The organism is Nonomuraea sp. NPDC050478, from assembly GCF_044458265.1.
GTDB classification, from domain to species: Bacteria; Actinomycetota; Actinomycetes; order Streptosporangiales; family Streptosporangiaceae; genus Nonomuraea; species Nonomuraea ferruginea.
The window spans coordinates 925045-948147 of sequence record NZ_JBITHT010000004.1 but is presented as its reverse complement, the minus strand read 5'-3'; the positions used below and the strand labels follow the sequence as shown (position 1 = coordinate 948147).

The window sequence follows — 23103 nt, the reverse complement described above, 5'->3', positions numbered from 1 at the left end:
GGCTCCTCAAGACGATCGTGGACGTCCGGGCATCGTGCACGGCTCCGGCCGCCTCGTGCATCATCTATTCGTGACGCTTATGGCCAGGGAGATCCAGTGCTTCGCCCGGGTGGCGGCGCGGCTGAGCTTCTCCCGTGCCGCCGCCGACCTGGGCATGTCCCAGCCGGCCGTCAGCCAGGCCGTGGCCCGGCTCGAACGCGCCACCGGCGTCCGCCTCTTCGAGCGCAGCGCCCGTACGGTGCGGCTCACGGCGGCCGGGGCGGCGCTGCTGCCGTACGCCGAGCAGGTCCTGGAGTCGGCGGCGGCCTTCACGGCGGAGGCGTCCCGGCTGGCCCGGCCGGTCATTCACCTGGCTTATCCACCGCTCGCCGGCCCGCTGGCCGCCCGCATCGCCCGGCGCATGGCCGGCCGCACTCCACCGGTGGCGGTCGAACTGCACGCGGCGGGCCGCGCCGCCGCCGCGGCCGCCCTGGACGCGGGCGAGGTGTCGGCCGCCATCCTGGCCACTCCGGCCCCGGCCCGCTTCACCACCGCCGCACGCTTCCACGTGACCGTCGACCACCTCGCCGTCCCGCCCACTCACCCCCTGGCGGCCCGCGCCCCCGAGCCCCACCTCGCAAGACCGTCCCGCACACCCCGTACGACAGCGCTGGACACCCCCCGTCCAGCGGAGCCCCGCCCGGCGGAGTCCGGACGGGGGGAGGTGCGGCCGGCGGAGCTTGCCGGGCTGGTGGTGCTGACGCCCGGTGGACGGCGGTGGGCGGGGTTGCCGGGGCATCCGCGCATGGTGCGCGACGACGACTTCGGGGCCGCGCTCGACCTGGTGGCCGCCGGGGCGGGGGTGCTGCCGATCCCGCACCTGCTGGTGCGGAGCGTGCGGCGCGACGACGTCGTGTTCGTGCCGCTGGAGGGCGCCGACCTCCAGATCACGTACGCGCTGGCCTGGTCCAGGGAGCGGGTCACGAACGAGCTGCTGGCGCTCGTCCAGGCGATGCAGGACGCGCTGTGGACCAGATGAGCTACGTGATGTTCTTCAGCGCCTCTCGGCGGCTCAGCCCCGAGATGCCCTTGGCCCGTACGTAACGCACCACCTCGTCCGGGTTCGTCTTGGCGTACTCGCGCAGCGCCCACCCGATCGCCTTGCGTGCGAAGAAGTCGTTGTCGGACAGGCTCGGCTCGATGCACGCGTACAGCAGGGCGGTGTCCGTGCGGGCCTTGAACCGGTTCTGGCACAGGATCGCCGTGCGCCGCTTCCACAGGTCGCCGGCGTGCGCCCACTCCAGCATGAGCGGCCGCATCGTCTCGGGGAAGGCGGCCAGCAATCCGCCGACGCGGTGTGTGGCCAGCTCGTCCACCAGATCCCACCAGGCGCCGGTGACGATCATCTCCTCGTACATCGGGACCGTGTAGAGGGTCTGGAAGTCGCGGTAGAGGCGGAAGCCGGTCAGCTCGATCGCGGCGTAGCGCTCCTCGCGGAACTCGGCCTCGCGCCACAGCCGCAGCACCGCCCGCCGCCACTCGGGCGCCGTCTCCAGGGGATGGTCGGCGAACACCTGCCGGAGCGCGGCCCGCCGCGGCCCGGCCTGGACGCCGAGGAACGGCATCGCCGACTTCATGTAGGCCCGCATGGCGGCCGCCTTGCCGGGCTCCGCCGCCTTGCGCAACGCCAGCCGCACCTCGTCGGTCAGGCTCATACCCGCTGCGAGGTCCGCTCGCCGGTGGCCAGGCCGTCGAACAGGACGGTGACGAAGTGTTCGGCCAGCGCGGCCGTGTCGAGCCTGCCGTCGGGGCGGAACCAGCGCACCGCCACCCAGATCGTGTCGCGGATCATCCGGTAGGTCAGCTTCGGGTCGACGTCGTCGCGGAGCTGCCCGGCCGCCTGGCCGGCCCTGATCTGCGTCACCCAGATCTGCTCGACCTCCTCCTCGGCCTTGACCAGGTAGTTGAAGCGCTCGAACTGACGCAGGTAGTTCCAGTCGTTCTGCATCACGGTGATCGCGGCGCGGTGCGGCTCCAGCGTGCCGAACCCGATGCGGACCATCTCCGTCAGCACCGCGAGCGGGTCGTCGCCGCCCGCGACGGCGGCGCGGTAGCGGGCGGTGACGTCGTCGAGGAAGGTGGACAGCACCTCGTCGACGATCGCCTCTTTCGAGTCGAAGTGGTGGTAGAGGCTGCCCGAGAGGATGCCCGCCTCCTGGGCGATCTGCCGGACGGTCGTGGCCTGGAATCCCTTGGCGGCGAAGAGCTCCGCGGCGAGTCTGACGAGATGTTCGCGGCGCTCGGACGCCGCCCCGGAGGAGGCGGCGCCGGCACGCTTCGCCTGGGTGGCGGTGTCGCCGGAGTTCTTTCGCGTTGTCACGGACACCATTATGCGCCCTCGACCAAGCGCTTGGTGAACAGTTGATTCCACCGCTCCCAGCCATTATCCAGCGCTTCCGGGCCACCATGAACACACGGCAAACCCGTTCACTATCGGCGTCGCGTCGGGGTTCGCTGCCCGACGGCGTGATCCTCCGGACCGGACCACCCCACCAGCGCGGCCCCTCCGGCGGCGGGCGCGGTTCGTTTCCGGCCCTGGCGGCGACCAAGAGATGCGGGGCGGCGGCGGGACTTCTAGGTGGAAGGGCGCTCGCGGGGTGACGGTGGCCAACTTCGTCATCACGGGGGACGGGGTGACGTTCGGGAACGCCTCTAGCAAATAAGAAACTTTCCTATTAGATTGCGGTTCATGCCTCCGAGCCGCGATCTCCTCCGCATGACCGACGCCGTCCTCCTGCCGGGTTTCGCGGGGCACACGCCGCCCGAGTGGCTGCGCCGCAGACTCTCCGACGGACTGGCCGGGGTGGTGCTGTTCTCCCGCAACATCGCCGATCCCGAGCAGGTGGCCCGCCTCACGGCGGCCCTGCGCGCCGAGAACCCGCACGTGCTGGTCGGCACCGACGAGGAGACCGGCGAGGTGACCAGGCTGGAGGTCGCCACGGGCAGCAGCCGCCCCGGCGGCTACGCGCTCGGCGTCGTGGACGACCCCGCCCTGACCGAGGAGCTCGCCCGCGACCTGGGGCTGGATCTCGCGGCCGTCGGGATCGGCATCGACTTCGCGCCCTCCGCCGACGTGAACTCCAACCCCCGCAACCCCGTCATCGGGCTGCGTGCCTTCGGCGCCGACCCCGAGCTGGTCGCCCGGCACACCCGGGCGTTCATCCGCGGCCTGCAGTCCGCGGGCGTCGCGGCCTGCGCCAAGCACTTCCCCGGGCACGGGGACGCCTCGGTCGACTCCCACCACGGCGTGCCGGTCGTCGCGGACGGCGGCATCGAGCAGGCCCTGCGGCCGTTCCGCGCGGCCATCGCCGAGGGCGTGCGGGCCGTCATGACCGGGCACCTGCTCGTGCCCTCGTACGACCCGCACCTGCCCGCCACGCTCAGCCCCAAGGTCCTCACCGGCCTGCTGCGCGAGGAGCTCGGCTTCGACGGCGTGATCGTCACCGACGGGATCGAGATGACCTCCGTCTCCGGTCCGTACGGCATCGGCGGTGCCGCCGCCCGCGCCATCGCCGCGGGTGCGGACGCCATCTGCGTCGGCGGCGAAAGCTACGACGAGGCCACCATCGACGCGATGCGCGACGCCATCCTCGCCGCGGTGACCGAAGGGCTGCTGCCCGAGGAGAGACTGGCCGACGCCGCCCGCAGGGTCCGCGAGCTGGCACTCTGGACCACTTCCCCGGGCAGCACAGACGGTGCGGGCGGTACCGCGGGTGCCACGCGGGCCGGTGGTGGGATCGGGCTGGTGGCGGCGCGGCGGGCGCTGCGCGTCACGCGCCGGGCCAGCCCGCCGGTGCTGCCGCTGACCGATGCCCCGCACGTCGTGGAGCTCGCCCCCGAGACGCACATGGCCATCGACAAGGCCACTCCATGGGGCGTGGCCGCGCCCCTCGCCGAGCTGCTGCCGGGCACCACCGCGACCCGGTTCGCCGCCGGCCAGGCCACCGGGGCCGCGATCGAGGACCTGCTCGCCCGAATCACCGGCCGCGGGCTCGTGCTCGTGGTCCGCGACGCCCACCGGCACCCGTGGCAGGCCGAGGCGCTGCGTCACCTGCTCAGCGCCCGCCCGGACGCGGTGGTGGTGGAGATGGGCCTGCCGCACCGCGCGGACCTCGGCGCCGTCCACATCGCCACTTACGGCGCCGCCCGTGTCTGCGGCCAGGCCGCCGCAGAAGTAATCGCCGGCACGCCCATCACCTGAGGACCGCGCGGGCCGGTGGGGAGAGGTGGAGGCTGCGCGCCGGTCGCGTGGGAGCCAAGCGGAGAGGCGAGGAAGGGGCGCCCGTCAGCTGAGGGCCGGGCGGGCGGAGGGGAAGAGGAGGCGGCACGCCCATCACCTGAGGGCTGAGCGGGCGGCGGGGGTGAGGCGGAGGCGGTGTGGGGGTGCTGTCAGGTAAGCGTCGAGGGTGGGGAGGGGGAGTTCGTCGGCCGCTCGCTCGAAACGGGTCAGCCAGACGAACACGTTCTCTCCCTCCCGTACGGGAAGAGCCGGGAAGGTGTTGGCCGCGGGCTCGGTCTCGAAGCAGGCGAGAGGCGGCGCCCCGGCTGACACCAGGGCGGGCGCCACCTGGGAGGCGAAGTACGCCGCGAACCCGTCCTCGACGTGGCAGATCGTGGCCACGTACAGGGAAGAGGGGAGAGCGGTGGCGCCCACCGGCGGGCGCGGGCCGGTGGGGGCGAGGGGGCGCGGCCAGGACCAGGCGGGGGTGTGGGGCGCGGAGACGGGGCGGAGCAGGAGGACGTCGTCGGAGTCGAGCATGGTGGCGTTGGCCGCGTCGCGGTTCGCCTTCCAGGCGGGCCCCGAGTAGAAGGCGGTCAGCGCCGCCTTGCGTGCCTCCATGTCAGGAAATGAGCGGATCCAGGGGTACTGGTCGGGGTCGTCGGGATTGCGGAAGTGGCCGACGATCCGCATCCCCGCCTCTTCCTGCGTCTCGACGAACTCCCGCTCGAACAGGTCGATGAGCACGTCACGGGCGCCGGGCACCATGGTGTAGCGGCGAAGCTCGTAGATCATGCGGTGACGCTAGGCCCGGGACACTGACGTCTTCCGTCAGGGATGGCGCAGAACAATCTTCTGATCACCATATGCTGTTGATTGGCTACCCAGGGTTATACGATCGCTTTGGCTTTGACCCCCCCGGGTCAAGGCAGGTCAATGAGGGCGTTCGCCTGCCCTCACACGACGAAGGAGCTGAAGTGATCAAGAAGCTGTGCGCCACGGGCTTCGTGGTGGCGACAGCGGTCGGCGTCACGGTGCTGGCCGCACCGGCGCACGCCGACAGCTGGACCGACAACTGGAGCACCAACACCTCGTCGTCACAGTCGGGCAACACGTTCTCCCGCGTCGGCTCGGCCAACCACGGCTGGGGCCGGTCGGTCAACGTCAACAACCTCAACGGCTACGCCATCACGGCGGCCAACGGCAGCACCGCCATCACCTACATCTTCTTCTGATCCGAAGGGACCACCAAGAAATGATCAAGAAGCTCGCGCTCATCGGGTTCACCGCCGCCGGCCTCGCCCTCATGGCCGTCCCCGCTCACGCCGACACCCGGATCGACAACGACAGCCGCAACAGCGAGTCGTCGCAGACGGGCAACAACTTCAGCAACATCGGCACGAGCAACCGCGGCGGCTCGGCCGCGACCAACGTGACCAACATCAACGGCAACGCGGTCGTGGCGACCAACCGCAGCTGGGCCCGCGTGGCCGTCGACGTCGACTAGCAGGTGGATGCGCCCGCGCTGCCCGGGGGCGCGGGCGCTACCATCTCCGGATGGTTCTGTGTGCTTACGTCACCTTCGACGACCCGGATGGCCACGATGACGAGCGCGACCTCGTCCTGGCCGCCTGGCGCGAGGCCGGCCTCGAAGGCCGGACCGAGCGCTGGGACGACCCGGAGGCCGACTGGAGCGCCTACGACGCCGTCGTCGTCCGATCCGTCTGGGACTACTGCGACCGCAGGGCCGAGTTCCTGGCCTGGACCCGGCGCGTGGAGCGCGTCGCCCGGCTGCTCAACCCGGCCGCCGTCCTGGAGTCCAACACCGACAAGACCTACCTGCGCGACCTCGGCCTGCCGATCGTGCCCACCCACTGGTCCTCCCGCGACCTGCCGGACCACCGGGAGTACGTCGTCAAGCCCACGATCTCGGCGAGCGCCCGCGACACGATCAGGACCTCCGACCGCGCCGAGGCCACGGCCTTCGCCGCCGCGCTCGAGGCCGCCGGCCGCACCCCCATGGTCCAGCCCTACCTGGACATGGTCGAGGCGGAGGGCGAGACCTCGCTGCTCTACTTCAACCGTCGCTTCAGCCATGCCGTCCGCCGCTCGCCCATGCTGGCCCCCGGCATGACGGGCGTCGACAACATCTGGGCGCAGCCGCGCACACCGGCCCCGGACCAGGTCGAACTCGCCGAGAAGGTGCTCGCCGCCATCCCACAGCCCCTTCTGTACGCCAGGATCGACCTGGTCCGGCTACCCGGCGGCGCCCCTGCCCTGATCGAGCTGGAGCTGACCGAGCCGTACCTCTACCTGCGCCAGGTCCCCGGCTCCGCCGCCGCGTTCGCCGCGGCGCTGCGCGAGCTGCTCTAGGCCGTGATTCCGCCGTCCACCGGGATGACGGTCCCGGTCAGGTAGGCGCCGGCGCGCGAGGCCAGGAAGATCGCCGCCCCGGCCATGTCGTCGGGCCGTCCGATGCGGCCGAGCGGCACGTTCGAGGCGATGGAGGCCCGGGTCGACGGGTCGTCCAGCGCGAAGGCCATCATCTTGGAGTCGAACGGGCCGGGGGCGATCGCGTTCACGGTGATGTGCTCCGGGGCCAGTTGCCTGGCCAGGTGCCGGGTCAGCATGTGCACGGCCGCCTTGGTGGAGGAGTAGGCGTACGTCTCCATCACCGGCACTCTGATGCCGTCGACCGAGCCGACGTTGATCACCCGTGCCGGGTCGTCCTCGCCCGCCGCCTCGCGCAACCGCGGCAGCAGGCGCTGGACGAGCGTGAAGGCGCCCTTGACGTTGATGTTCCAGAGCTTGTCGAAGGCGTGCCCGGGATACTCCTCCAGCGGCGCGCCCCAGGTCGCGCCCGCGTTGTTGATGAGCACGTGCAGCGGCCCCGAGACCGCCGACACCAGCGCGTCCACCCCCTCGGGCGTGGACAGGTCGGCGACCACGGCCGTGCAGCCGAGGTCGGCGGCGGTCCGCTCCACCTCGGCGGCCTTGCGCGCGGAGATGACGACCTTCGCGCCGGCCGCCGTGAACCCGGCCGCGATCATGCGGCCGATGCCCCGGGAGCCGCCGGTGACGACGACTGTCTTGCCTTCCACCGAGAACAGAGTCATGTTCCGGAAGCATGCCATACCGACCGGTTGGTCGCCATCCCCCGTCAGACGCCCGGGAGGCGGCCGTTCCTGAACAGGTCCACGAACCGCTGGTGATCCTCCCTGGCCTGGGCCCCGTACCGGTGCGCGAACTCCACCAGCATCCCGATGAACCCGGCGCGATCGTCCCCCGCCACGCCCACGATCGCCTCCTCCGTGGAGAAGGTGACCAGGTCGTGGGCGGACTCGTCGTCGGCCACCGCGTGCATACGCGCCACCGCCCGGCCCAGGTCGAGCATGATCGCGTGCAGCTCTTCCGGCTCGTTCACGTCGTCCCAGTCCAGATCGGCCGAGTACGGTGACACCTCGGCGACGAGCTGTCCGGCGCCGCCCAGGGTGGTGTAGCCGAGCCACGGGTCCGCGTACGCCTGCAGCGCACGCTGCGACTCCGCCGTCCGGTGCCCCTGGTGGCGGAAGTAGCGGGTCACCTTCTCGTCGGTGATGTGCCGAGCCACCGCCGGCACCTGGGCCTGCTTCATGTAGAGGATCACGTCGTTCTCCAGCGCCTGCGAGCGCCCTTCCAGCAGCAGGTTGTACGAGGGCAGCCCGGCCGAGCCGATGCCCACGCCGGTGCGCAGCGCGATGTCCTTGATCACGTGCTCCACCGGGTTCGACGGGGTGGGCAGCGTGGTCAGGTAGTCCTCGAACGCCGACCGGACCGCCTGCCGGGTCGTGTCCGTGACCGGCGTGCGGCCTTCCATGAACGCGAAGCGCCGCTCGTAGTCGTCGATGACCGTCTCGATCTCCAGCATCGCCACCCGGGTGCGCAGCCGGGCCGTCTGCAGCACCCGGTGCAGCACTCCCGAGGTGGTGTCCAGGGTGAGCGAGCCGACGGCGTCGTCGCCGCCCCGCGCGATCGCGGCCAGCTCGGTGAGGTAGGCGCCGCCGAAGTCGCCGACGAGCCGCCCGATGGCCTCGTCCGACAGCGCCTTGGCGTACCCCAGGAGCGCCACGCTGGCCGCGAACCGCTTGAGGTCCCAGGTGTACGGGCCGACGTACGCCTCGTCGAAGTCGTTGACGTTGAACACCAGGACGCCAGAGGCGTTCATGTACGTGCCGAAGTTCTCCGCGTGCAGATCGCCGTGGATCCACACGCGGCTGGTCGCCGGGTCGAGGTGCGCCTCGTCCGCGTACCCGGAGGTGAGGTCCGCGTAGAACAGGCAGGCGCTGCCCCGGTAGAACGCGAACGGGGAGGCCGCCATCTTCCGGAACTTGCGCCGGAACGCGGCCGGGTCGCGCTTGATCGATGCGCCGAACTCCGCCATCAGGACATCGAGCAGGAAGGTGGAGCGTGAACTCATACCCCGGACGGTAGATCGCCCGACCCTTCCCGCCTAGACAGGCTCGGGTAGCGCGCGCCTTCCCGTGATGGTGAGACCGGTCGCGAGGACGGCCAGGAGCACCACCTGGACGCTGCCCGTGACCAGAAGATCGCCGTACATATCCGCCATGTCCAGGAGCCGCACTGCCATCAGCAGCGCCGCGACCATGCCCAGGGCGAGCCGCCAGGGCGCCGCCGGCCGGCGGATCGCGCCGGCCGCCACGCCCGCCACCAGGGCGAGCACGCCCAGCCCGATCGGATCCGTCCAGGGGTACGACCACGACCACGTGGGATCCCGGGGCAGCAGGGCGAGGGAGGCCGCGAACACCGCCACGGTGAGCGGCAGCACCGCCTGCCACCACGGCCGCGTCACCGGAAGGACGTCGCGGTGGTAGGCGAGCAGCAGCGCGATCACCGGGACCACGGTGAGGACGAGCCACGAGGCTGTCTGCGACGCGGGCTGCGCGGAGTCCGAGGCCTGGAAGGCGACGGTTCCGGTGACCGGCAGCAGGGCGAGGACCGCGGCGCCCTTGGCCGTCGGCAGGTGCCCGCGTACGAGCGCGAGGAACGCCACGACCCAGCAGCAGGCCTCCGCCGCGGCCAGGAAGAAGAGAGGCTCCGCCACCCCGCCGGCCGTGGTGACGACGGACAGCGCGGCCTGGAACCCCAGGCCGAGCAGTGCCACCAGCCGTACGGCCTCGCCCCGGGCGAACGCCCGCGGGGCGGAGTCCTGGCCTCCGAGCCGCAGCCGCAGGGCGAGCGCGAGCACGCTGCCCACTTCGCCCCACCCGGGGCGCGGGTTGTCCGCGCTGGAGACGTCGCCGGCCGCCTCCAGAAACGCGGCCACCATCTCGCTCTCACGCTCGCGCCGGTAGTCCTCCGGCAGCAGGCGCAGCACGGATCGGTAGCGCCGCTCCAGCAGCTCGCTCACCCGGCACCTCCCAGGTGAGGCGTGCCGGCGATCCGGATGGCGAGGCCGCCGGCCGGGCGGGCTCGCAGGCGGGAGTTCGCGGCCTCGGCGTTGGCGGCCAGGCGGGCGGCCTCCTCACGGAGGACGGTGGCGCCCTCGTCGGTCAGCCGGTAGTAGCGCCGCAGCCGGCCCTGCCGGACCTCCTCGCGGTCGAGCGCGATCAGGCCCTGCGCCGCGAGCCGGTCGAGCACCCCGTACAGGCTCCCGATCTTGAGCTGGACGCGGCCGCCGGAGATGCGCTCGACCTCCTGAACGATGCCGTAGCCGTGCAGCGGCCCGTCCACCAGCGCCGTGAGCGCGAGGAACATGGGCTCCGTGACGTTCATGCCCCCAACATATATTGCCCGTCAAGATATGGGGTCGAAGCCGCCATAGGAGCGGTTGTAGAACACCAGCGGGCCGCCGTCGGCGTGGGTGTCGAGCTGCAGCACACGGGCCACCACGATGACGTGGTCCCCTGCGGGATGCTCGGCGTCTATCCGGCAGTCGATCCAGGCCAGCGCGCCATCGAGCACCGGGTTCCCGCCGGGCGACTCCCTCCAGGTCAGGCCCGCGAACTTGTCTCCGCCGCGGGTGGCCATCTGGGCACAGACGGCCCGCTGGTGTTCGGCCAGGATGTTCAGGGTGATCACCTTGGCCGCCCGTAACCGGGGCCAGCTCGTGCTGCTGTACGCCACGCAGAACGCCACGAGCGGCGGGTCGAGCGACACCGAGGTGAACGAGTTGGCCGCGAGGCCGTGGGGCCGACCCTCGCGGTCGAGCGCCGTGATGGCGACCACGCCGGTGGCGAACCGGCCGAGGACCCCGCGGAACGTCTCGGGGTCCACGGGGTCGCTCGCGGCCGGGCGCGGCCTGCACAGCAGGGAGGCGAGCCGCCGCTCCTGGGTGAGTAGCTCACGGGTCTGCGCCATGGCCGCCTCCCTGACTCTTACCAAGCGCTTGCTTGGTAAGCTAGGCGTCCAGCTCCCGCTCGTCAAGGGGGTGTCGAGGTCCTTATTACGGTCAGCGCCGAATCCCCCGGACGGTCAGTCCTCGGATAGGGAAACCTGGCCGCGTGGGCAGGCGAGAAAAGCATCACCCGCCCCGCGCCGAACCGTCACCGTGCCGCGGGGACACAAAGCCGGGACGCGGCGCCTGCGGGCTGGACGGCGGGAAGGGGAAGGCCTCCGAAGGAGGAACGCGCGCCCTGGCGGGCGTGGGGGACCCGCCAGGACGCGCTTCCTGCCCCGTGAGCGGCGGTGCCAGGACTCCGGCGAGGGATGGAGTCCTGAACCGCGTGGTCGCACACGGAGTTGGTGGGGGAGTGACCCTCTCGCGAGGACTCCGGGTGTTGGTCTAGCTGCGGCGATGCCACTTTCCCTGTCGGGCCGCACTGCTCCGGGACGCAGGCGGGGGCGCTTCCCTCGCGTGGGCGAGGGGCCCGTCTTCGCACCGGACGTTCGGCTCGGCTGACAGGGAAGGCGCGGAACTGCCGGGCTGGACGCACTGGCTGATGTGGAGGAACCCGTGGCGAGGCAACTCGTAACGCAGTAAACGTGTTGCTTCGCAAGGGTCCCGCCAGGGCACGTACGGCATACCCGCGCGGTCCGGCATCACCGGCCCTCACCCCCTCACCGGCCTTTCGATGGATTTGTACCAACGAATGGATGATGCGGCTGCGGATGCCGTCCGGTCAAGGGGGAGATGGTCTGCTAGAACCAGATCGTCTAAATTGTTGGAACAAAAGGGGTGAAAGTGGCAAGGTCGGTGCTGTATCAGCAGGTGGCTTCGGAGCTGAGAAGGGCCATCTACTCCGGCGTACTCGGCCCCGGAGCACAGCTGCCGACAGAGGCGCAACTCATGGAAGACCATGGGGTGAGCCGCAACACCGTCCGATTGGCCCTCGGGGAACTCGTGAATGAAGGGCTCGTAACGCGTACGCCACGGCGCGGCACGGTGGTCAGGGATCGCAGGCCGCTGCTCATCTACCCGCAGCGCGAGTTGGAGCCGCAGCCTTCTGGAGAGCTGCGCGAGGCCTTCGCCTTCGCCGTCACGCAGGAAGGCCGCGAGCCCAGCCAGTACATAGAGGTTCTGACCGTATCTCCGGTGGAGGAGATCGCCAGCAGGCTGGAACTGTCCGACGGGGAGCTCGCCGTGGTACGGCGGCGCCTGCGGTTCGTGGACGGCCAGCCCTACAACACCAACGACTCCTACTTCCCGCGGAAGCTGGTGGCCGACTCGGCGATCGCCCGGCCGGGCGACATCGAGCGAGGCGCCAACCGCGTGCTGGAGGAACTGGGGCACGAGCAGGTGCGCGTGGTGGACGACATCTGGGCGCGGATGCCCAATCAGGAGGAGGCTGAGCGGCTCCAACTGGAGCTCGGCACGCCGGTCATGGTCTATGTGCGCGTGGGCTACGACCGTTACGAACTGCCGGTGCGCGTCGCGGTGTCGGTGCTGCCTGCCGACAAACATCTGATCAGATACGAGCTCGACCGCCGCTGACAGAGCTCGGTTGGGGGTGATCCCGCCGGCCGCGGTACCAGCGAGCCTGCCGTCTCGCTGGACGCGGGGAGCCGTAATGCTCCCCTTGTAGCGATTTATCCGTATATATCGGGCTACCGGATATATCGGGCCATAGGCCACCATTTGGGATTCGTATCCCATCCATCGATCACTTTGCGTATTCGTACGCGCGCGTATCGCAATGAAAGGTGAATCATGCGCACGAACACCCTCCTGCACCCGCTCACCCTCCGGCGGGCGGAGCCCGTCGACCTCCGGGGGGTTCTCGACCTCCTCGCCGACACGGCCGGCTGGCTGCACTCGCGGGGCGTCCGCCAGTGGCCCCGCGAAGGATTCGGCCCGGACCGTATCCTGCCGCTGATCGAGGAGCGCGTGCTGTTCCTGCTCGACGACGAGCTGCGCGCGCTCGACCCCGACGGGCCGGCGCCGCTCGTCGCCACCATCGCCCTCGACGGGCACGCCGATCCGGAGTTCTGGACCGAGGCCGACGACCCCGGCGCCGCCCTGTACGTGCACAAGCTCGCCGTGGCGCGGCCCTGGTCGGGGAGCGGCCTGGGAGACGCCCTGCTGGACTGGGCGGGCGCCACCGCGTACGGGTCGGGACTGCCGTGGCTGCGGCTGGACTGCGCCAAGCGCAACGAAGGGCTCCAGAGCTACTACCGGCGCCGCGGCTTCCGTCACGTGCGCACGGTGGACCTGCCGCATCGCGCGTCGGGCGCGCTGTTCCAGCGCAGGGCCGCCGACCCGGCGATCACGGCCTTCCGCGACCTCACGGCACCGGAACTGATCGTCGCCTGACTCCGGATCCGTTCCGCGTGGCCGGCGATGTTCACGTTCACAGCATGGCCGGTCCGGCCGGTGGCTGACAGGGAGTGCGGGCCGTCGCCCGCGCTCCCCGGGTGTCCGGCGTATGCCGGCCCGCCAGGAGGATTTCCCCACCTCGGCGGGCAAATCAGGGCAGAGCTGCCTATACCCTCTCCAGCATGACGGGATCCCTGCTGGAGGTCATCGCGCTCGGCGTGCGTGACGCCGTGGCGGCTGAACAAGGTGGCGCCGACCGCCTGGAGGTCGTCACCGGGATGGCGGAGGGCGGGCTCACTCCGGCGCCCGAGACGGTCGCGGCCATCGCAGCCGAGTGCCCGCTGCCGCAGATGGTGATGCTCCGCTGCGACGGCGGGTTCGCCGCGGACGGCGACGTGCTGGAAAGGCTGCGCGCCGACGCCCGCGAGCTGGCGCAGGCGGGCGCGGCCGGGTTCGTCTTCGGGTTCCTGGACGAGGCGGGAGCCGTGGACCTGGCGGCCACCGAGGCGCTCATCCACGCGGTGTCCCCGCTGCCCTGGACGTTCCACCGGGCGGTCGACCACGCGGCCGACACACAGGCCTCCTGGCGGGCCGTCCGCCTGCTGCCCAACCTCGCCACGGTGCTGACGGCGGGCTCGCCGCACGGCGTGGGGGACGGGCTGCCCGTGCTCAAGGGCCGCGCCGACGCCGGCGACGGCTCCATCATCATGGCCGGCGGCGGTCTCAGGCCCCGGCACGTGGCGGACCTGCTGGACTACGGCGTACGCGCCTTCCACGTCGGCTCGGCGGTCCGGCGGAGCTGGACGGACCCGGTGGACGCGCAGCTGGTCCGCCGCTGGCGCTCGCTCGTCGAACGCGACTAGCCGGTCAGGGCAGGGCCGCGTCGGCCCGGCGCAGGGCCGCCACCAGCGTCTTGACGGTCGCCGGCTCGTCCATCACGCCGCCCCCGGCCGCGCGCCGCTCCTCCCAGGCGCGCACCCGCTCCCGGTAGGCGTCGTAACGCGCCAGATGGAAGGCGTAGACGGTGGCGAACCGGCTCACCAGATGCGACGGATGCATGTCCCACCCCTGGTGGAACCCGTGCGCCAGGGAGTGACGCACCAGCGCCGCATGCCGCCGCCACAGCGCCCGCACGTCGGCGGACGAGCCGGAGGCGGGGGAGGCGGCCAGCGAACCGTCCGACAGCTCCACCCCGGTGCCCGCGAACGCCGTCTGCGTCACGTGCCGCGCGTGGTCGCAGGCCGGATGGTCGAGCCGCTGCTCGTGCGGCGGCAGCCCGAGCGCCGCGGTGTAGTCGAACACCCCGAAGTGCGCCGCCGACAGCCGCCCGCCCAGCTCGCCGGCCAGCTCGGCGCGCAGGAACCGCACGGTCTGCGGCGCCTCCACCTGGATCTCGAACCGCAGCGGGGAGAGCCCCAGCGCCCGCTCCAGCCGCTCCAGGAACGCGACGAACTGCCCGAGGTACGCCTCCATCAGCACCTTGGGGAAGGTCACCACGAAACCGTCCGGCAGCTCGCCGAGCCGCTCGACGATCCCGGTGACGAACCCGTCGAGCGTCCGCACGGACCGCTCCGGGTCCCCGTCGGCGAACGACTTCACCCGAGGCCCCCACCGGCGCGGCAGCGTGCCCGCCGCGCGCATCGCGGCCAGCGCCTCGACCGCCTGCTCGACGTGGCCGTCCTCCTCGTCCGGGCGCACGCCGTACCCGTCCTCGAAGTCCACCCGCAGGTCCTCGACCGGCTCGCCGGCGAGCTTGCGCAGCACCCGCTCGTGCACGGCGGCCGACAGCTCCGCCGGCACGTCGAACACCTCGGCCAGCTCGGCGGGCGTGGCCAGGTGCGCCTTAGCCAGTGCCAGCGCCTCGTCGCCCCACGCGGCCACGGTGCCGGCGCCGAACCGGTCGGCGGGCACGTACACGGTGTGCACGGGCTGCCAGCCGGGCTCGGCCGCGGGGTAGCGCTCCTGCTGCAGCCGGTAGACCTCGGGGAAGCCGGGCACGCCTGACGGGACGGTGGTACGCATGCGTTCCTCTCAGGGACGGCAGGCCCGCAGCATCGCCTCCAGGCCGGTCAGCTTGACCCGCTCGCCGCGGCCCAGCGACTTGGCCAGCTCGGCCTCGGCCGACTCGATCGCCAGCCATTCCTCGTACGTCACCGGGTGCACCCCGCGCTCGGACAGCAGCGCGTCGAGCGGCCTGAGGTCGCGCGGCGCCTGCCCGGACAGGTCGGACAGCAGCGTGCGGACGGTCTCGGCGGCGTCGGACTTGTTCGTGCCGATCACGCCGGTCGGGCCGCGCTTGAGCCAGCCGGCGACGTACTCGCGCTCGCGAACCCGCCCCGCCGCGTTCGGCACGGTCATCGTCTTCTCCGAGAACGGCACCCCGGGCAGCGGGACGCTCTGGTAGCCGACCGAGCGGAGCACCATGCCGACCGGCAGCGTCTCGTACTCGCCGGTGCCGACCACGCGGCCCTCCGGCGAGAGGATCGTGCGCTCCAGCTTGAGCCCCTCGACCCGCTCGGTGCCCAGGATCTCCACCGGACGCAGCCAGAACCGCACGTCCAGGCGGCGCGGCCGGCCGGCCGGGCTGCGCTCCGACCACGAGCGCAGCACCTCGATGTTGCCCCGGATCTGGCGGGGGAAGTCGGCGCCGAGCACGACGGCCTCATCGGGGCGCACGCACACGTCGGCGTTGGCGAGCTCGCCCAGCTCGCGCAGCTCCTTCAGGGTGAACTTGGCGTGCTCGGGCCCACGGCGGCCGATCATGTGGATGGCCTTGACCTGGCTGCTCTCCAGCCGCTCCAGCACCTCGTGGGGCACGTCGGTGGCGCTCAGCTCCTCGGAGGTCTTGGCCAGGATCCGCACCACGTCGACGGCCACGTTGCCGACGCCGATCACCGCCACCTCGGGGCTGTCGAGCGTGAACCGCGACGGGTCCACGTCGGGGTGGCCGCAGTACCAGTTCACGAAGTCGGTGGCGGCGACACTGCCCGGCAGGTCCTCGCCGGGGATGCCCAGCCGCCGGTCCACCATCGCGCCGGTGCAGTAGACGACCGCGTCGTAGCAGGCCAGCAGGTCCTCGACGGTCACGTGCTCGCCCAGCGTGACGCCGCCGAGGAAGCGCACCTCCGGCTGCTCCAGCACCTTGCGCAGGTAGTTGGCGATCGACTTGATCGACGTGTGGTCGGGCGCGACGCCGTACCTGACCAGCCCGTACGGGGTTGGCAGCCGTTCGAGGACGTCCACCTCCACGGCTCCGCCGGACTGCTTGATCAAGGCCTCCGCCGTGTAGATCCCAGCAGGACCGGATCCGATGACCGCCACGCGCAACGTCACGCTGCCTCCCTCGTTCCGGAGATTGTGTACCAGTGGGCACACGCCCCACCAGGTGCAACCTGCCGGTGTGATCGATTTATCCCCGATCGTCCGTACGGATGAACCCCCGCCCTTCGTGCATACCGCCCGAACGTGACGTCTGTCGATATCCGCCTATCTCGGCCTATGTCCGCAGCCGCCGGGCCCCGCACTTCTGACCCACCCGCCCCTTGCGGAAACGCGTCCACGCCGATCACAGTGTTGCCCGTGAGGCGAAAGCACGCGCTGCGACGGACGAAGGACGGCACGCCGCCCGCCGCGGCCGACCTGCCGGCCGGCGGCGCGGTGCATTACGAGGCGTTCGGCCGGGTCATGGCCGCGCTCGCGACCGAGGCCGACTTCATCGAATCCTGCCGCGACCTGACCTGGTGGCGCGGCGCCGACCCGAGCTGGCACGTCGAGTGGCGCGACGGCCCGTTCGCCGCCGAGGTGGCGGCCCTGCTCTCCGACCGTATGCCTGGCCTGGTCACGACGGGCACGAGCGGCGACTCCTGCGCCGTGCTCGACGTCATGGGCGTCCGCTTCGAGCTGCGCGCCATCGACCCGATGGGCCGGGCACGAGTGCGCGCCCGCCCCGGCCTCTGGCGCCTGGCCGAGGCGCTCGACACCACCCGCCGCACCAACACCCGCCATCCGTGGGAAGAACTCCTGGGCGGCTGACGTTACTTCCGGTTAACCGAAATTTGCCTTTCTTGTACGGTCACATAATGTGGAACTGGTCGTCCGCGGCGTCTGCCTGAGGAGGGATGACCTGAGTATTGAGATGAAGACAAGCACGATCGACCACGACTACTTTCTCGAATTCGACCGTCGTCAGCGACGCATCGAGATCCACTTGGTGGTGGCCTTCTTCGCCGGACTGGCCGTCGGCCTCGTCGGCATGCTCGGCGCCGGCCGGATCCCCGGCTGGGCTGGCCAGGTCTACGACCCGTACGCCTATCTGGCCCTGACGGTCGCCGTCGGCGCCACCGCCACCGGCTTCGGTTGGGCGCTGCTGACCACGTTCCTGGCAGCGGTGTCGACCGTGGTGGCCACCATGGGCGGCGGCGCCCTGCGCGGCGATCTCGACGTCACCCTTCTCGGTGGCACGCCGGCCGGGCTCCACTGGACGTTCGCCCTGCTCGTCGGGCTCGGGCTGCTCGCCTACGCGACCCGCAGGGACGACCGGTGGGGCGATCTCGCGGCCGGGGTGATCGGCGCCGCCGTGGTGACCGACGTCGTGGACCGGGCGACGCCCGGGTTCATCGCCGCCGAGCCGTACTTCTGGCCGCTGCCAGCCCTGCCCGTGGGGGCCCTTGCGGCCGCCGCCGTGCTCCTGCTGCGCCGCACGGGGCCGGCCAGGGCGCGCGCTCTCGCGCTGGCCGCCGTCATCGCCGGGCTGTTCGCCATGGGGCTGGCCGTCCTGCCCGGGGGATAAGCGCGCGCGTACGCCTCCTCGGAATCGATAGCCTGTAATCCTTCAAGCCGGTTTCGAGCAAGGAGTAGCCGTGTTGCTGCGCATGTCGTCGTTGTTTCTTCGCACCCTGCGGGACGACCCGGCAGACGCGGAAGTGCCGAGCCACAAGCTCCTCGTTCGCGCCGGATACGTCCGCCGGGTAGCGCCCGGAATCTACTCGTGGCTGCCCCTCGGCAAGATGGTGCTGGAGAACATCGCCCGCGTCGTCCGCGAGGAGATGAACCGGATGGGCGCCCAGGAGGTGCTCTTCCCCGCGCTGCTGCCCCGCGAATACTACGAGGCCACCGGCCGCTGGACCGAGTACGGCGACACGCTCTTCCGGCTGCACGACCGCAAGGGCGCCGACTACCTGCTCGGGCCCACCCACGAGGAGCTCTTCACCGACATGGTCAAGGGCGAATACTCCTCCTACAAGGACTACCCGGTCACGCTCTACCAGATCCAGACCAAATACCGCGACGAGGCCAGGCCCCGGGCGGGCATCCTGCGCGGCCGCGAGTTCCTCATGAAGGACTCCTACTCCTTCGACCTCGACGACGACGGCCTCAAGCACTCCTACGAGCAGCACCGCGAGACCTACATCCGCACCTTCGACCGGCTCGGCATCCGCTACAAGATCGTGTTCGCCACGTCGGGCGCGATGGGCGGGTCGGCCTCGGAGGAGTTCCTGGCGCCCACGCCCACCGGCGAGGACACGTTCGTGGCCTGCCACTCGTGCGGCTACGCGGCCAACGCCGAGGCCGTCACCACTCCCGCGCCGCCCGCCCGCGCCCTCGACGGGCTGCCCGCCCTGCGCGTCATGGACACCCCCGACACCCCGACCATCGAGTCGCTGGTCTCGCACGTCAACGAGCACCACGGTCTGTCGATCACCGCCGCCGAGACGCTCAAGAACGTCGTCGTCAAGGTGTCCACGCCCGGCTCCGACAAGGTCGAGACCCTGGTCATCGGCGTGCCCGGCGACCGCGAGGTCGACTTCAAGCGGCTGGAGGCCGCGCTCGCCCCCGGCGAGCCCGCCATCTTCGAGGCCGACGACTTCGCCAGGCATCCCGGCCTGGTCCGCGGCTACATCGGCCCGCAGGTGCTGCGCGAGCTCGGCATCCGCTACCTCGTCGACCCCCGGGTCGTCACCGGCACCGCCTGGGTGACCGGCGCCAACGAGCCGGGCAAGCACGCCGCCGACGTCGTCGCGGGCCGCGACTTCGAGCCCGACGGCACCGTCGAGGCGGCCGAGGTGCGCGCCGGCGACCCCTGCCCCCGCTGCGGCTCGGCGCTCTCCATCGACCGGGGCATCGAGATCGGCCACATCTTCCAGCTCGGCCGCAAGTACGCCGACGCCGCCGGGCTCGACGCGCTCGGCCCCGACGGCAAGCCGGTCCGCGTCACCATGGGCTCCTACGGCATCGGCGTCTCCCGCGCGGTGGCGGTCATCGCCGAGCAGGCCCACGACGAGCTCGGCCTGGTCTGGCCGCGCGAGGTCGCCCCCGCCGACGTGCACATCGTCGGCACCGGCAAGGACCGCCAGGTCGAGGCCGCCCTGGAGCTGGCCGCCGAGCTGGAGTCGCGCGGCCTGCGGGTGCTCGTCGACGACCGGCCCCAGGTGTCGCCCGGCGTCAAGTTCAAGGACGCCGAGCTGCTGGGCGTCCCGACGATCGTGGTGATCGGCCGCGGCCTGGCCCAGGGGGTGGCCGAGCTGCGCGACCGGGTGACCGGCGAGAAGCAGGAGATCCCGCTCGCGGAGGCCGCCGACCGGGTCGTCGCCGCCTGCTCATCCTGACAATTCCGGCGAAACACCGCCCCGGTTTGACGGGGCGGTGGGGGGCTGTAAGTCTCGACCCGGTGAAGCCACACGTCGAACTGAAAGACTTCTGGGAGCGACGCCTGCAGTCCGACTGGACCGAGAGCGGCGTCGGCTACAAGGCCCTCGGCAGGGCGTTCAACATCTGGATGTACCGAGTCCGCGCCGAGGGCTTCCGCCGCGAGGTCACCGCCCTGGGTCTCGACCTGCCCAAGTCCCGGGTCCTCGACATCGGGTCGGGCACCGGCTTCTACGTCCGCCAGTGGCGGGCGCTGGGCGCCGAGTCCATCACGGGCAGCGACCTCACCGAGGCGGCCGTCGACCGCCTGCGCGGCCGCTTCCCCCGCGACGCGTTCCTGCGGCTCGACATCGCCGACCCCGGCGACGCACTCGAAGACGCCTCCTACGACGTCGTGTCGGCGATGGACATGCTCTTCCACATCACCGACGACACGCGCTACCGCGCCGCCCTGACCAACATCGGCAGGGCGGTCAAGCCCGGCGGCGTCTTCGTGCTGTCGGAGAACTTCCTGCACCGGCCCGAGCAGCGCTCCGACTACCAGGTCAACCACACGCTGCCGTGGATCACCGCGGCCCTCGACGAGGCCGGGTTCGAGGTGCTGCGCCGCGTCCCCATGCTCGTCCTGATGAACGCCCAGGTGGACGCCAACCCCGTCTGGCGCAAGCTGTGGGGCGGCTTCCTGCGCGCGGTCACGCTGACCGAGATCACAGGCTGGCTGGCCGGCGCCCTGCTGCATCCGCTCGAACGCCGCCTGGTCCGGGTGCTCCGCGAGAGCCCGACCACCGAGCTCATGATCTGCCGCCGCCGCTGACCTCTTCGGGAGGGTCGCCGCCTCGCCCGGAAGCGAGGCGGCGACGCGTCAGCGCTCGCGGGCGGTCCTCATACCCGCCTCCTGAAGGCAAGCACGCCCATGGCCGCGAACCAGGCGTGCACCTCGACGATCCCCAGCCGCTGCACCAGCCCGGCCACCCCCTGCTCGGCCCCGTCGGCCGTGGGCTGGAAGGTCAGGAAGAACAGCACGAGCAGCACCAGCGTCAGCGGGCTGCCCACGAGCAGCCACGTGCCGAACCGGCGCAGGCCGGGCATCCGGCGGAAGTACCTCCCCGCCACCAGGAAGCCGATCACCGGCGTGCCGATCGCCAGCAGGTAGCCGAGCGTGTGCGGCATCATCTCCTCAAGGGTGAAGATCCCGCAGAGGATCTGGCCCACGCCGCTCAGCCCGAGCAGCACCACGCAGGCCAGGCGGCCGGGCCCCGCGAACGTGCGGAAGACGCCGGCCACACCGGCGATCAGCATCAGCCCGGTGACGACGAACGCGGCGTTCATGAAGGGCCCGGTGACGCCCATGCCGAGCCCGCTGACGGGCTGGCTGATGGGCGAGTATCCGGTGAACCGGTGGCCGAAGAGCGTGTAGCCCGGGCTGACCAGGCCGAGCACGACCCAGGACAGCGCGAACAGCGCGGGCCCGGCGACCGCCCCCAGGGCCATCCATGGAGCGGTTAACGGGTAAGCGGGACGGAACATGACAGAACTCCTCCAGTGATCGACGTGCCCCACGGGGAGGAATCCCGGTTACCCTTGCGGTTGCCGACCTCGTGCACCGGGTTCCGTTCCCGCGGGATCTGCATACGAGGCCGACCCCGGTCGCGGTGTTCCCGCACCGCACCGGGGTCCTGCCCCTCGGGCCTGCCGTGGCGGCAGTCCGTTGAGCGGGGTCAGCCCGGCGGACCACCCCCGTCGGCGCTCCAGGCGGCGTGCGCCCGCGCCCACTGGGGGCCCCAGCCGGTCTCCGGGTCCGTGATCCGCCGGACGAACCGTTCGACGAACGCCGTCTCGGCCTCCAGGAGCGCGAGCCGATACTCCTCCTCGACGACGAACAGCTCCGGCATGCCGGAGCCCACCGTGTCCTCGATCAGGGCGGCGATCTCCGCGCGCTGCGCGGCGAGCCGTTCCAGCCGCCTGCGCAGCAGCTCCACGACCTGGTCCGGCGGCAGCGCGCCGATCAGCGACAGCGCGGCCACGAACCCCGGATACTCGTGCTTCGGCTGCTCCACCAGCTCGCTGAGCCAGTCACGCAGCTCCCGCCGCCCTTCGTCGGTGAGCCCGTACACGGTCCGCTCCGGCAACTGTCCCTGCCGGCTCGTGCCGACCTCGACGATGAGCCCGGCGCGGGCCAGCTGACCGACGACCATGTAGAGCGAGCCGTGGTTGTACTTGATGCTGCGGGCGTCCCCGTGCTCGCGCAGGGTCCGGCCGAGCTCGTACGGGTGCATGGGACGCCGGCTCAGATAGGACAGGACGGCCAGCGCCAGCAGGTTTCCCACTTTGCGCTTCCCCGCCATCACGCCTCCTGTAGTCAGGATCAACTATCCGGCGTCGGCTAGTCGATGTCAACTACTTCGCCGAGCCCTCCAAGGGAGCGGACCACGCTGCCGAAGGTCAGCCGCCGGGAGTCGGGGTGACGGACGGGGCGGGAGCGGCGGGCGCCGGCATGCCCGGGAAGGCCGTGGTGACGCCCCGGTGGAAGGAGTGGGCCCGGACCACCGCCTCCTGCACGGCCACCGCCGCGTAGCGCCGCAGCGCGGTGTCCCCGGCCGCCACCAGCTCCAGATAGGACGCGGTGAGCCCGGTCTCGACGTGGGCCGCGAGCCGGGAGGCCGCCGCAGCGCTCGACGGGACGGACGGCAGCGCGTAGGAGGCCTGGGCCTCGCTGGGCTGCCCGCCGCGGGCGGTGATGAGGCGGCGCAACTGGTCGCGGCGGTCGCGGTGCGCGTCGAAGGCGCGGGTGAGGCGGGTGCGCAGGGAGCCGGTGGTGCGGGCGCCCATCAGGCCGTACGCGAAGACCGCGGCGTGCTCGGCCGAGAGCGCCTTGCGGAGCTTCTCGACGTCTCCAGGATCGCCGTGGGCGCCGGCGGCAGGCGGCCGGGGCGGCTTGACGACGGAGGCGGCGTGCAGGGCCTCGCAGGCGCCGATGCTCGCCACCAGCTGGGCCAGGGCGGGCGCCACACCCGCGAGCTGGGCGGGCCGCCGCGCCGCCGCCTCGCGCTCTAGCGCCCGCAGCCGCGACAGCGTCATCTTGGGCGCGGCCGTGGCGGTGGGGGAGACCGACGCCGTGGCCGATGCTGTAGCCGACGGGCTGGCGGCCGGGCTGGGGGACTGCGCGGGAGGCCGGGCGGTCAGCCCGGGGAAGCGCCGCCGCAGCTCGGCCAGGTGGGCGAGGTGGCGGTCGCGATAGGCGGTGAGCTTGCCGCCGTCGGCGATCAGCGCCGCGTAGAGCGCGATCGTCCGCTCCTTGTCGGCGATGAGGACGCGGGCCAGCGCCTGCTCGGGGGTGTCGCGTACCGGCTGGGGGTCGGGCGGCGCGCTGCAGCCCGCGAGCAACGCCACGACGGCCCCGCCCGCCAGCAGGGCTCGCCTGGAGAGGTGAGGCTGGCGCACGAGCAGG

25 protein-coding genes and 1 pseudogene are annotated in these 23103 nt (G+C 71.7%); 13 read left to right on the top strand and 13 right to left on the bottom strand.

All coding sequences use genetic code 11. From position 1 onward, the window contains the following. Nucleotides 1-79: 79 nt before the first annotated feature. On the top strand, nucleotides 80-1018 hold the full coding sequence (locus tag ACIBF7_RS24330; RefSeq protein WP_397198270.1) for a LysR family transcriptional regulator: 939 nt from the start codon (nucleotides 80-82) through the stop codon (nucleotides 1016-1018). A gap of 1 nt (nucleotide 1019) precedes the next feature. Here ACIBF7_RS24330 and ACIBF7_RS24325 read toward each other — a convergent pair whose 3' ends face one another. Together ACIBF7_RS24325 and ACIBF7_RS24320 are read right to left on the bottom strand one after the other, a co-directional pair. Beyond that, complete coding sequence (locus ACIBF7_RS24325; protein ID WP_397198211.1) at nucleotides 1020-1694, bottom strand: DNA alkylation repair protein; 675 nt, start codon at nucleotides 1692-1694, stop codon at nucleotides 1020-1022. Continuing rightward, nucleotides 1691-2368 carry a TetR/AcrR family transcriptional regulator gene (locus ACIBF7_RS24320; protein ID WP_397198210.1) on the bottom strand — a complete coding sequence of 226 codons (678 nt, stop codon included), beginning with the start codon at nucleotides 2366-2368 and terminating at the stop codon, nucleotides 1691-1693. The genes ACIBF7_RS24325 and ACIBF7_RS24320 overlap by 4 nt, the downstream gene beginning before the upstream one ends. Nucleotides 2369-2728: 360 nt before the next feature. On the opposite strand from ACIBF7_RS24320, the gene ACIBF7_RS24315 reads away from it, so the two are divergent. Then, a complete protein-coding gene (locus ACIBF7_RS24315) occupies nucleotides 2729-4240 on the top strand; it encodes a glycoside hydrolase family 3 protein (protein WP_397198209.1) in 1512 nt (503 codons plus the stop codon). Between the two features lie 132 nt (nucleotides 4241-4372). On the opposite strand, the gene ACIBF7_RS24310 is transcribed toward ACIBF7_RS24315, so the two are convergent. After that, nucleotides 4373-5053, bottom strand: a complete 681-nt coding sequence (locus ACIBF7_RS24310) for an NIPSNAP family protein (RefSeq protein WP_397198208.1) — start codon at nucleotides 5051-5053, stop codon at nucleotides 4373-4375. Nucleotides 5054-5235: 182 nt separating this feature from the next. Here ACIBF7_RS24310 and ACIBF7_RS24305 point away from each other — a divergent pair, with 182 nt between their 5' ends. The 3 genes from ACIBF7_RS24305 to ACIBF7_RS24295 are packed head-to-tail and all read left to right on the top strand — an operon-like array spanning nucleotide 5236 to nucleotide 6631. After that, nucleotides 5236-5493, top strand: coding sequence for a hypothetical protein (locus tag ACIBF7_RS24305; protein WP_148033635.1), 258 nt, complete (start codon nucleotides 5236-5238; stop codon nucleotides 5491-5493). A gap of 20 nt (nucleotides 5494-5513) precedes the next feature. Beyond that, a complete protein-coding gene (locus ACIBF7_RS24300; RefSeq protein ID WP_148033634.1) occupies nucleotides 5514-5765 on the top strand; it encodes a hypothetical protein in 252 nt (83 codons plus the stop codon). 50 nt (nucleotides 5766-5815) lie between these two features. Continuing rightward, the gene (locus ACIBF7_RS24295; protein WP_397198207.1) at nucleotides 5816-6631 is read left to right on the top strand and encodes a RimK family alpha-L-glutamate ligase; all 816 of its coding nucleotides are present in this window, start codon (nucleotides 5816-5818) and stop codon (nucleotides 6629-6631) included. Here ACIBF7_RS24295 and ACIBF7_RS24290 read toward each other — a convergent pair. The 5 genes from ACIBF7_RS24290 to ACIBF7_RS24270 are packed head-to-tail and all read right to left on the bottom strand — an operon-like array spanning nucleotide 6628 to nucleotide 10615. After that, a complete protein-coding gene (locus ACIBF7_RS24290) occupies nucleotides 6628-7374 on the bottom strand; it encodes an SDR family oxidoreductase (protein WP_397198206.1) in 747 nt (248 codons plus the stop codon). The genes ACIBF7_RS24295 and ACIBF7_RS24290 overlap by 4 nt on opposite strands. Before the next feature lie 44 nt (nucleotides 7375-7418). Further along, on the bottom strand, nucleotides 7419-8714 hold the full coding sequence (locus tag ACIBF7_RS24285) for a DUF2252 domain-containing protein (protein WP_397198205.1): 1296 nt from the start codon (nucleotides 8712-8714) through the stop codon (nucleotides 7419-7421). Nucleotides 8715-8747: 33 nt separating this feature from the next. Continuing rightward, the gene (locus ACIBF7_RS24280; RefSeq protein WP_271278518.1) at nucleotides 8748-9665 is read right to left on the bottom strand and encodes a hypothetical protein; all 918 of its coding nucleotides are present in this window, start codon (nucleotides 9663-9665) and stop codon (nucleotides 8748-8750) included. Further along, nucleotides 9662-10030, bottom strand: a complete 369-nt coding sequence (locus ACIBF7_RS24275) for a PadR family transcriptional regulator (RefSeq protein ID WP_148033629.1) — start codon at nucleotides 10028-10030, stop codon at nucleotides 9662-9664. The genes ACIBF7_RS24280 and ACIBF7_RS24275 overlap by 4 nt, the downstream gene beginning before the upstream one ends. 21 nt (nucleotides 10031-10051) lie before the next feature. Next, nucleotides 10052-10615, bottom strand: a complete 564-nt coding sequence (locus ACIBF7_RS24270; RefSeq protein WP_148033628.1) for a flavin reductase family protein — start codon at nucleotides 10613-10615, stop codon at nucleotides 10052-10054. A gap of 817 nt (nucleotides 10616-11432) precedes the next feature. Between ACIBF7_RS24270 and ACIBF7_RS24265 the strand changes: the two are divergent. The 4 genes and pseudogenes from ACIBF7_RS24265 to ACIBF7_RS24250 all read left to right on the top strand — a co-directional run. Next, a pseudogene (locus ACIBF7_RS24265) lies at nucleotides 11433-11633 on the top strand (GntR family transcriptional regulator); the annotation flags it as partial. A gap of 6 nt (nucleotides 11634-11639) precedes the next feature. Then, on the top strand, nucleotides 11640-12188 hold the full coding sequence (locus ACIBF7_RS24260; protein WP_261808886.1) for a GntR family transcriptional regulator: 549 nt from the start codon (nucleotides 11640-11642) through the stop codon (nucleotides 12186-12188). 216 nt (nucleotides 12189-12404) lie between these two features. Next, entirely contained in the window at nucleotides 12405-13007 is a 603-nt protein-coding gene (locus tag ACIBF7_RS24255; RefSeq protein ID WP_148033627.1) for a GNAT family N-acetyltransferase, read from the top strand. Nucleotides 13008-13192: 185 nt separating this feature from the next. After that, on the top strand, nucleotides 13193-13873 hold the full coding sequence (locus ACIBF7_RS24250) for a copper homeostasis protein CutC (protein ID WP_148033626.1): 681 nt from the start codon (nucleotides 13193-13195) through the stop codon (nucleotides 13871-13873). A 4-nt stretch (nucleotides 13874-13877) separates the two neighbouring features. Here the strand turns inward: ACIBF7_RS24250 and ACIBF7_RS24245 are convergent, their stop codons facing one another. Both ACIBF7_RS24245 and ACIBF7_RS24240 read right to left on the bottom strand, forming a co-directional pair. Continuing rightward, nucleotides 13878-15032 (bottom strand): DUF6986 family protein, encoded by a 1155-nt coding sequence (locus tag ACIBF7_RS24245; protein WP_148033625.1) that lies wholly within the window; start codon nucleotides 15030-15032, stop codon nucleotides 13878-13880. Nucleotides 15033-15041: 9 nt separating this feature from the next. Continuing rightward, entirely contained in the window at nucleotides 15042-16343 is a 1302-nt protein-coding gene (locus tag ACIBF7_RS24240; RefSeq protein WP_261808769.1) for an FAD-dependent oxidoreductase, read from the bottom strand. 246 nt (nucleotides 16344-16589) lie between these two features. Between ACIBF7_RS24240 and ACIBF7_RS24235 the strand changes: the two genes are divergently transcribed. From ACIBF7_RS24235 to ACIBF7_RS24220, 4 genes are all read left to right on the top strand, one after another. Next, the gene (locus ACIBF7_RS24235; RefSeq protein ID WP_261808768.1) at nucleotides 16590-17042 is read left to right on the top strand and encodes a hypothetical protein; all 453 of its coding nucleotides are present in this window, start codon (nucleotides 16590-16592) and stop codon (nucleotides 17040-17042) included. Between the two features lie 103 nt (nucleotides 17043-17145). Continuing rightward, the gene (locus ACIBF7_RS24230) at nucleotides 17146-17799 is read left to right on the top strand and encodes a hypothetical protein (RefSeq protein ID WP_148033623.1); all 654 of its coding nucleotides are present in this window, start codon (nucleotides 17146-17148) and stop codon (nucleotides 17797-17799) included. A 70-nt stretch (nucleotides 17800-17869) separates the two neighbouring features. Beyond that, nucleotides 17870-19615, top strand: a complete 1746-nt coding sequence (locus tag ACIBF7_RS24225; RefSeq protein WP_148033622.1) for a proline--tRNA ligase — start codon at nucleotides 17870-17872, stop codon at nucleotides 19613-19615. 62 nt (nucleotides 19616-19677) lie between these two features. Next, nucleotides 19678-20469 (top strand): class I SAM-dependent methyltransferase, encoded by a 792-nt coding sequence (locus tag ACIBF7_RS24220; protein WP_148033621.1) that lies wholly within the window; start codon nucleotides 19678-19680, stop codon nucleotides 20467-20469. 68 nt (nucleotides 20470-20537) lie between these two features. Here the strand turns inward: ACIBF7_RS24220 and ACIBF7_RS24215 are convergent, their stop codons facing one another. From ACIBF7_RS24215 to ACIBF7_RS24205, 3 genes are all read right to left on the bottom strand, one after another. Next, nucleotides 20538-21182 carry a DUF998 domain-containing protein gene (locus tag ACIBF7_RS24215; protein WP_148033620.1) on the bottom strand — a complete coding sequence of 215 codons (645 nt, stop codon included), beginning with the start codon at nucleotides 21180-21182 and terminating at the stop codon, nucleotides 20538-20540. 191 nt (nucleotides 21183-21373) lie between these two features. Further along, a complete protein-coding gene (locus ACIBF7_RS24210; protein ID WP_148033619.1) occupies nucleotides 21374-22000 on the bottom strand; it encodes a PadR family transcriptional regulator in 627 nt (208 codons plus the stop codon). A 97-nt stretch (nucleotides 22001-22097) separates the two neighbouring features. Beyond that, nucleotides 22098-23096 carry a DUF4439 domain-containing protein gene (locus ACIBF7_RS24205; RefSeq protein ID WP_271280457.1) on the bottom strand — a complete coding sequence of 333 codons (999 nt, stop codon included), beginning with the start codon at nucleotides 23094-23096 and terminating at the stop codon, nucleotides 22098-22100. Between the last annotated feature and the right edge of the window lie 7 nt (nucleotides 23097-23103).

Excerpts from the sequence above, each read along its gene's own strand:
- ACIBF7_RS24325 (WP_397198211.1), bottom strand. The coding sequence starts at position 1,694 with ATGAGCCTGACCGACGAGGTGCGGCTGGCGTTGCGCAAGGCGGCGGAG.
- ACIBF7_RS24275 (WP_148033629.1), bottom strand. The coding sequence starts at position 10,030 with ATGAACGTCACGGAGCCCATGTTCCTCGCGCTCACGGCGCTGGTGGAC.
- ACIBF7_RS24330 (WP_397198270.1), top strand. The coding sequence starts at position 80 with ATGGCCAGGGAGATCCAGTGCTTCGCCCGGGTGGCGGCGCGGCTGAGC.
- ACIBF7_RS24255 (WP_148033627.1), top strand. The coding sequence starts at position 12,405 with ATGCGCACGAACACCCTCCTGCACCCGCTCACCCTCCGGCGGGCGGAG.
- ACIBF7_RS24250 (WP_148033626.1), top strand. The coding sequence starts at position 13,193 with ATGACGGGATCCCTGCTGGAGGTCATCGCGCTCGGCGTGCGTGACGCC.
- ACIBF7_RS24300 (WP_148033634.1), top strand. The coding sequence starts at position 5,514 with ATGATCAAGAAGCTCGCGCTCATCGGGTTCACCGCCGCCGGCCTCGCC.
- ACIBF7_RS24320 (WP_397198210.1), bottom strand. The coding sequence starts at position 2,368 with ATGGTGTCCGTGACAACGCGAAAGAACTCCGGCGACACCGCCACCCAG.
- ACIBF7_RS24230 (WP_148033623.1), top strand. The coding sequence starts at position 17,146 with ATGAAGACAAGCACGATCGACCACGACTACTTTCTCGAATTCGACCGT.
- ACIBF7_RS24295 (WP_397198207.1), top strand. The coding sequence starts at position 5,816 with ATGGTTCTGTGTGCTTACGTCACCTTCGACGACCCGGATGGCCACGAT.
- ACIBF7_RS24290 (WP_397198206.1), bottom strand. The coding sequence starts at position 7,374 with ATGACTCTGTTCTCGGTGGAAGGCAAGACAGTCGTCGTCACCGGCGGC.
- ACIBF7_RS24310 (WP_397198208.1), bottom strand. The coding sequence starts at position 5,053 with ATGATCTACGAGCTTCGCCGCTACACCATGGTGCCCGGCGCCCGTGAC.
- ACIBF7_RS24215 (WP_148033620.1), bottom strand. The coding sequence starts at position 21,182 with ATGTTCCGTCCCGCTTACCCGTTAACCGCTCCATGGATGGCCCTGGGG.
- ACIBF7_RS24270 (WP_148033628.1), bottom strand. The coding sequence starts at position 10,615 with ATGGCGCAGACCCGTGAGCTACTCACCCAGGAGCGGCGGCTCGCCTCC.
- ACIBF7_RS24210 (WP_148033619.1), bottom strand. The coding sequence starts at position 22,000 with ATGGCGGGGAAGCGCAAAGTGGGAAACCTGCTGGCGCTGGCCGTCCTG.
- ACIBF7_RS24285 (WP_397198205.1), bottom strand. The coding sequence starts at position 8,714 with ATGAGTTCACGCTCCACCTTCCTGCTCGATGTCCTGATGGCGGAGTTC.
- ACIBF7_RS24315 (WP_397198209.1), top strand. The coding sequence starts at position 2,729 with ATGCCTCCGAGCCGCGATCTCCTCCGCATGACCGACGCCGTCCTCCTG.
- ACIBF7_RS24245 (WP_148033625.1), bottom strand. The coding sequence starts at position 15,032 with ATGCGTACCACCGTCCCGTCAGGCGTGCCCGGCTTCCCCGAGGTCTAC.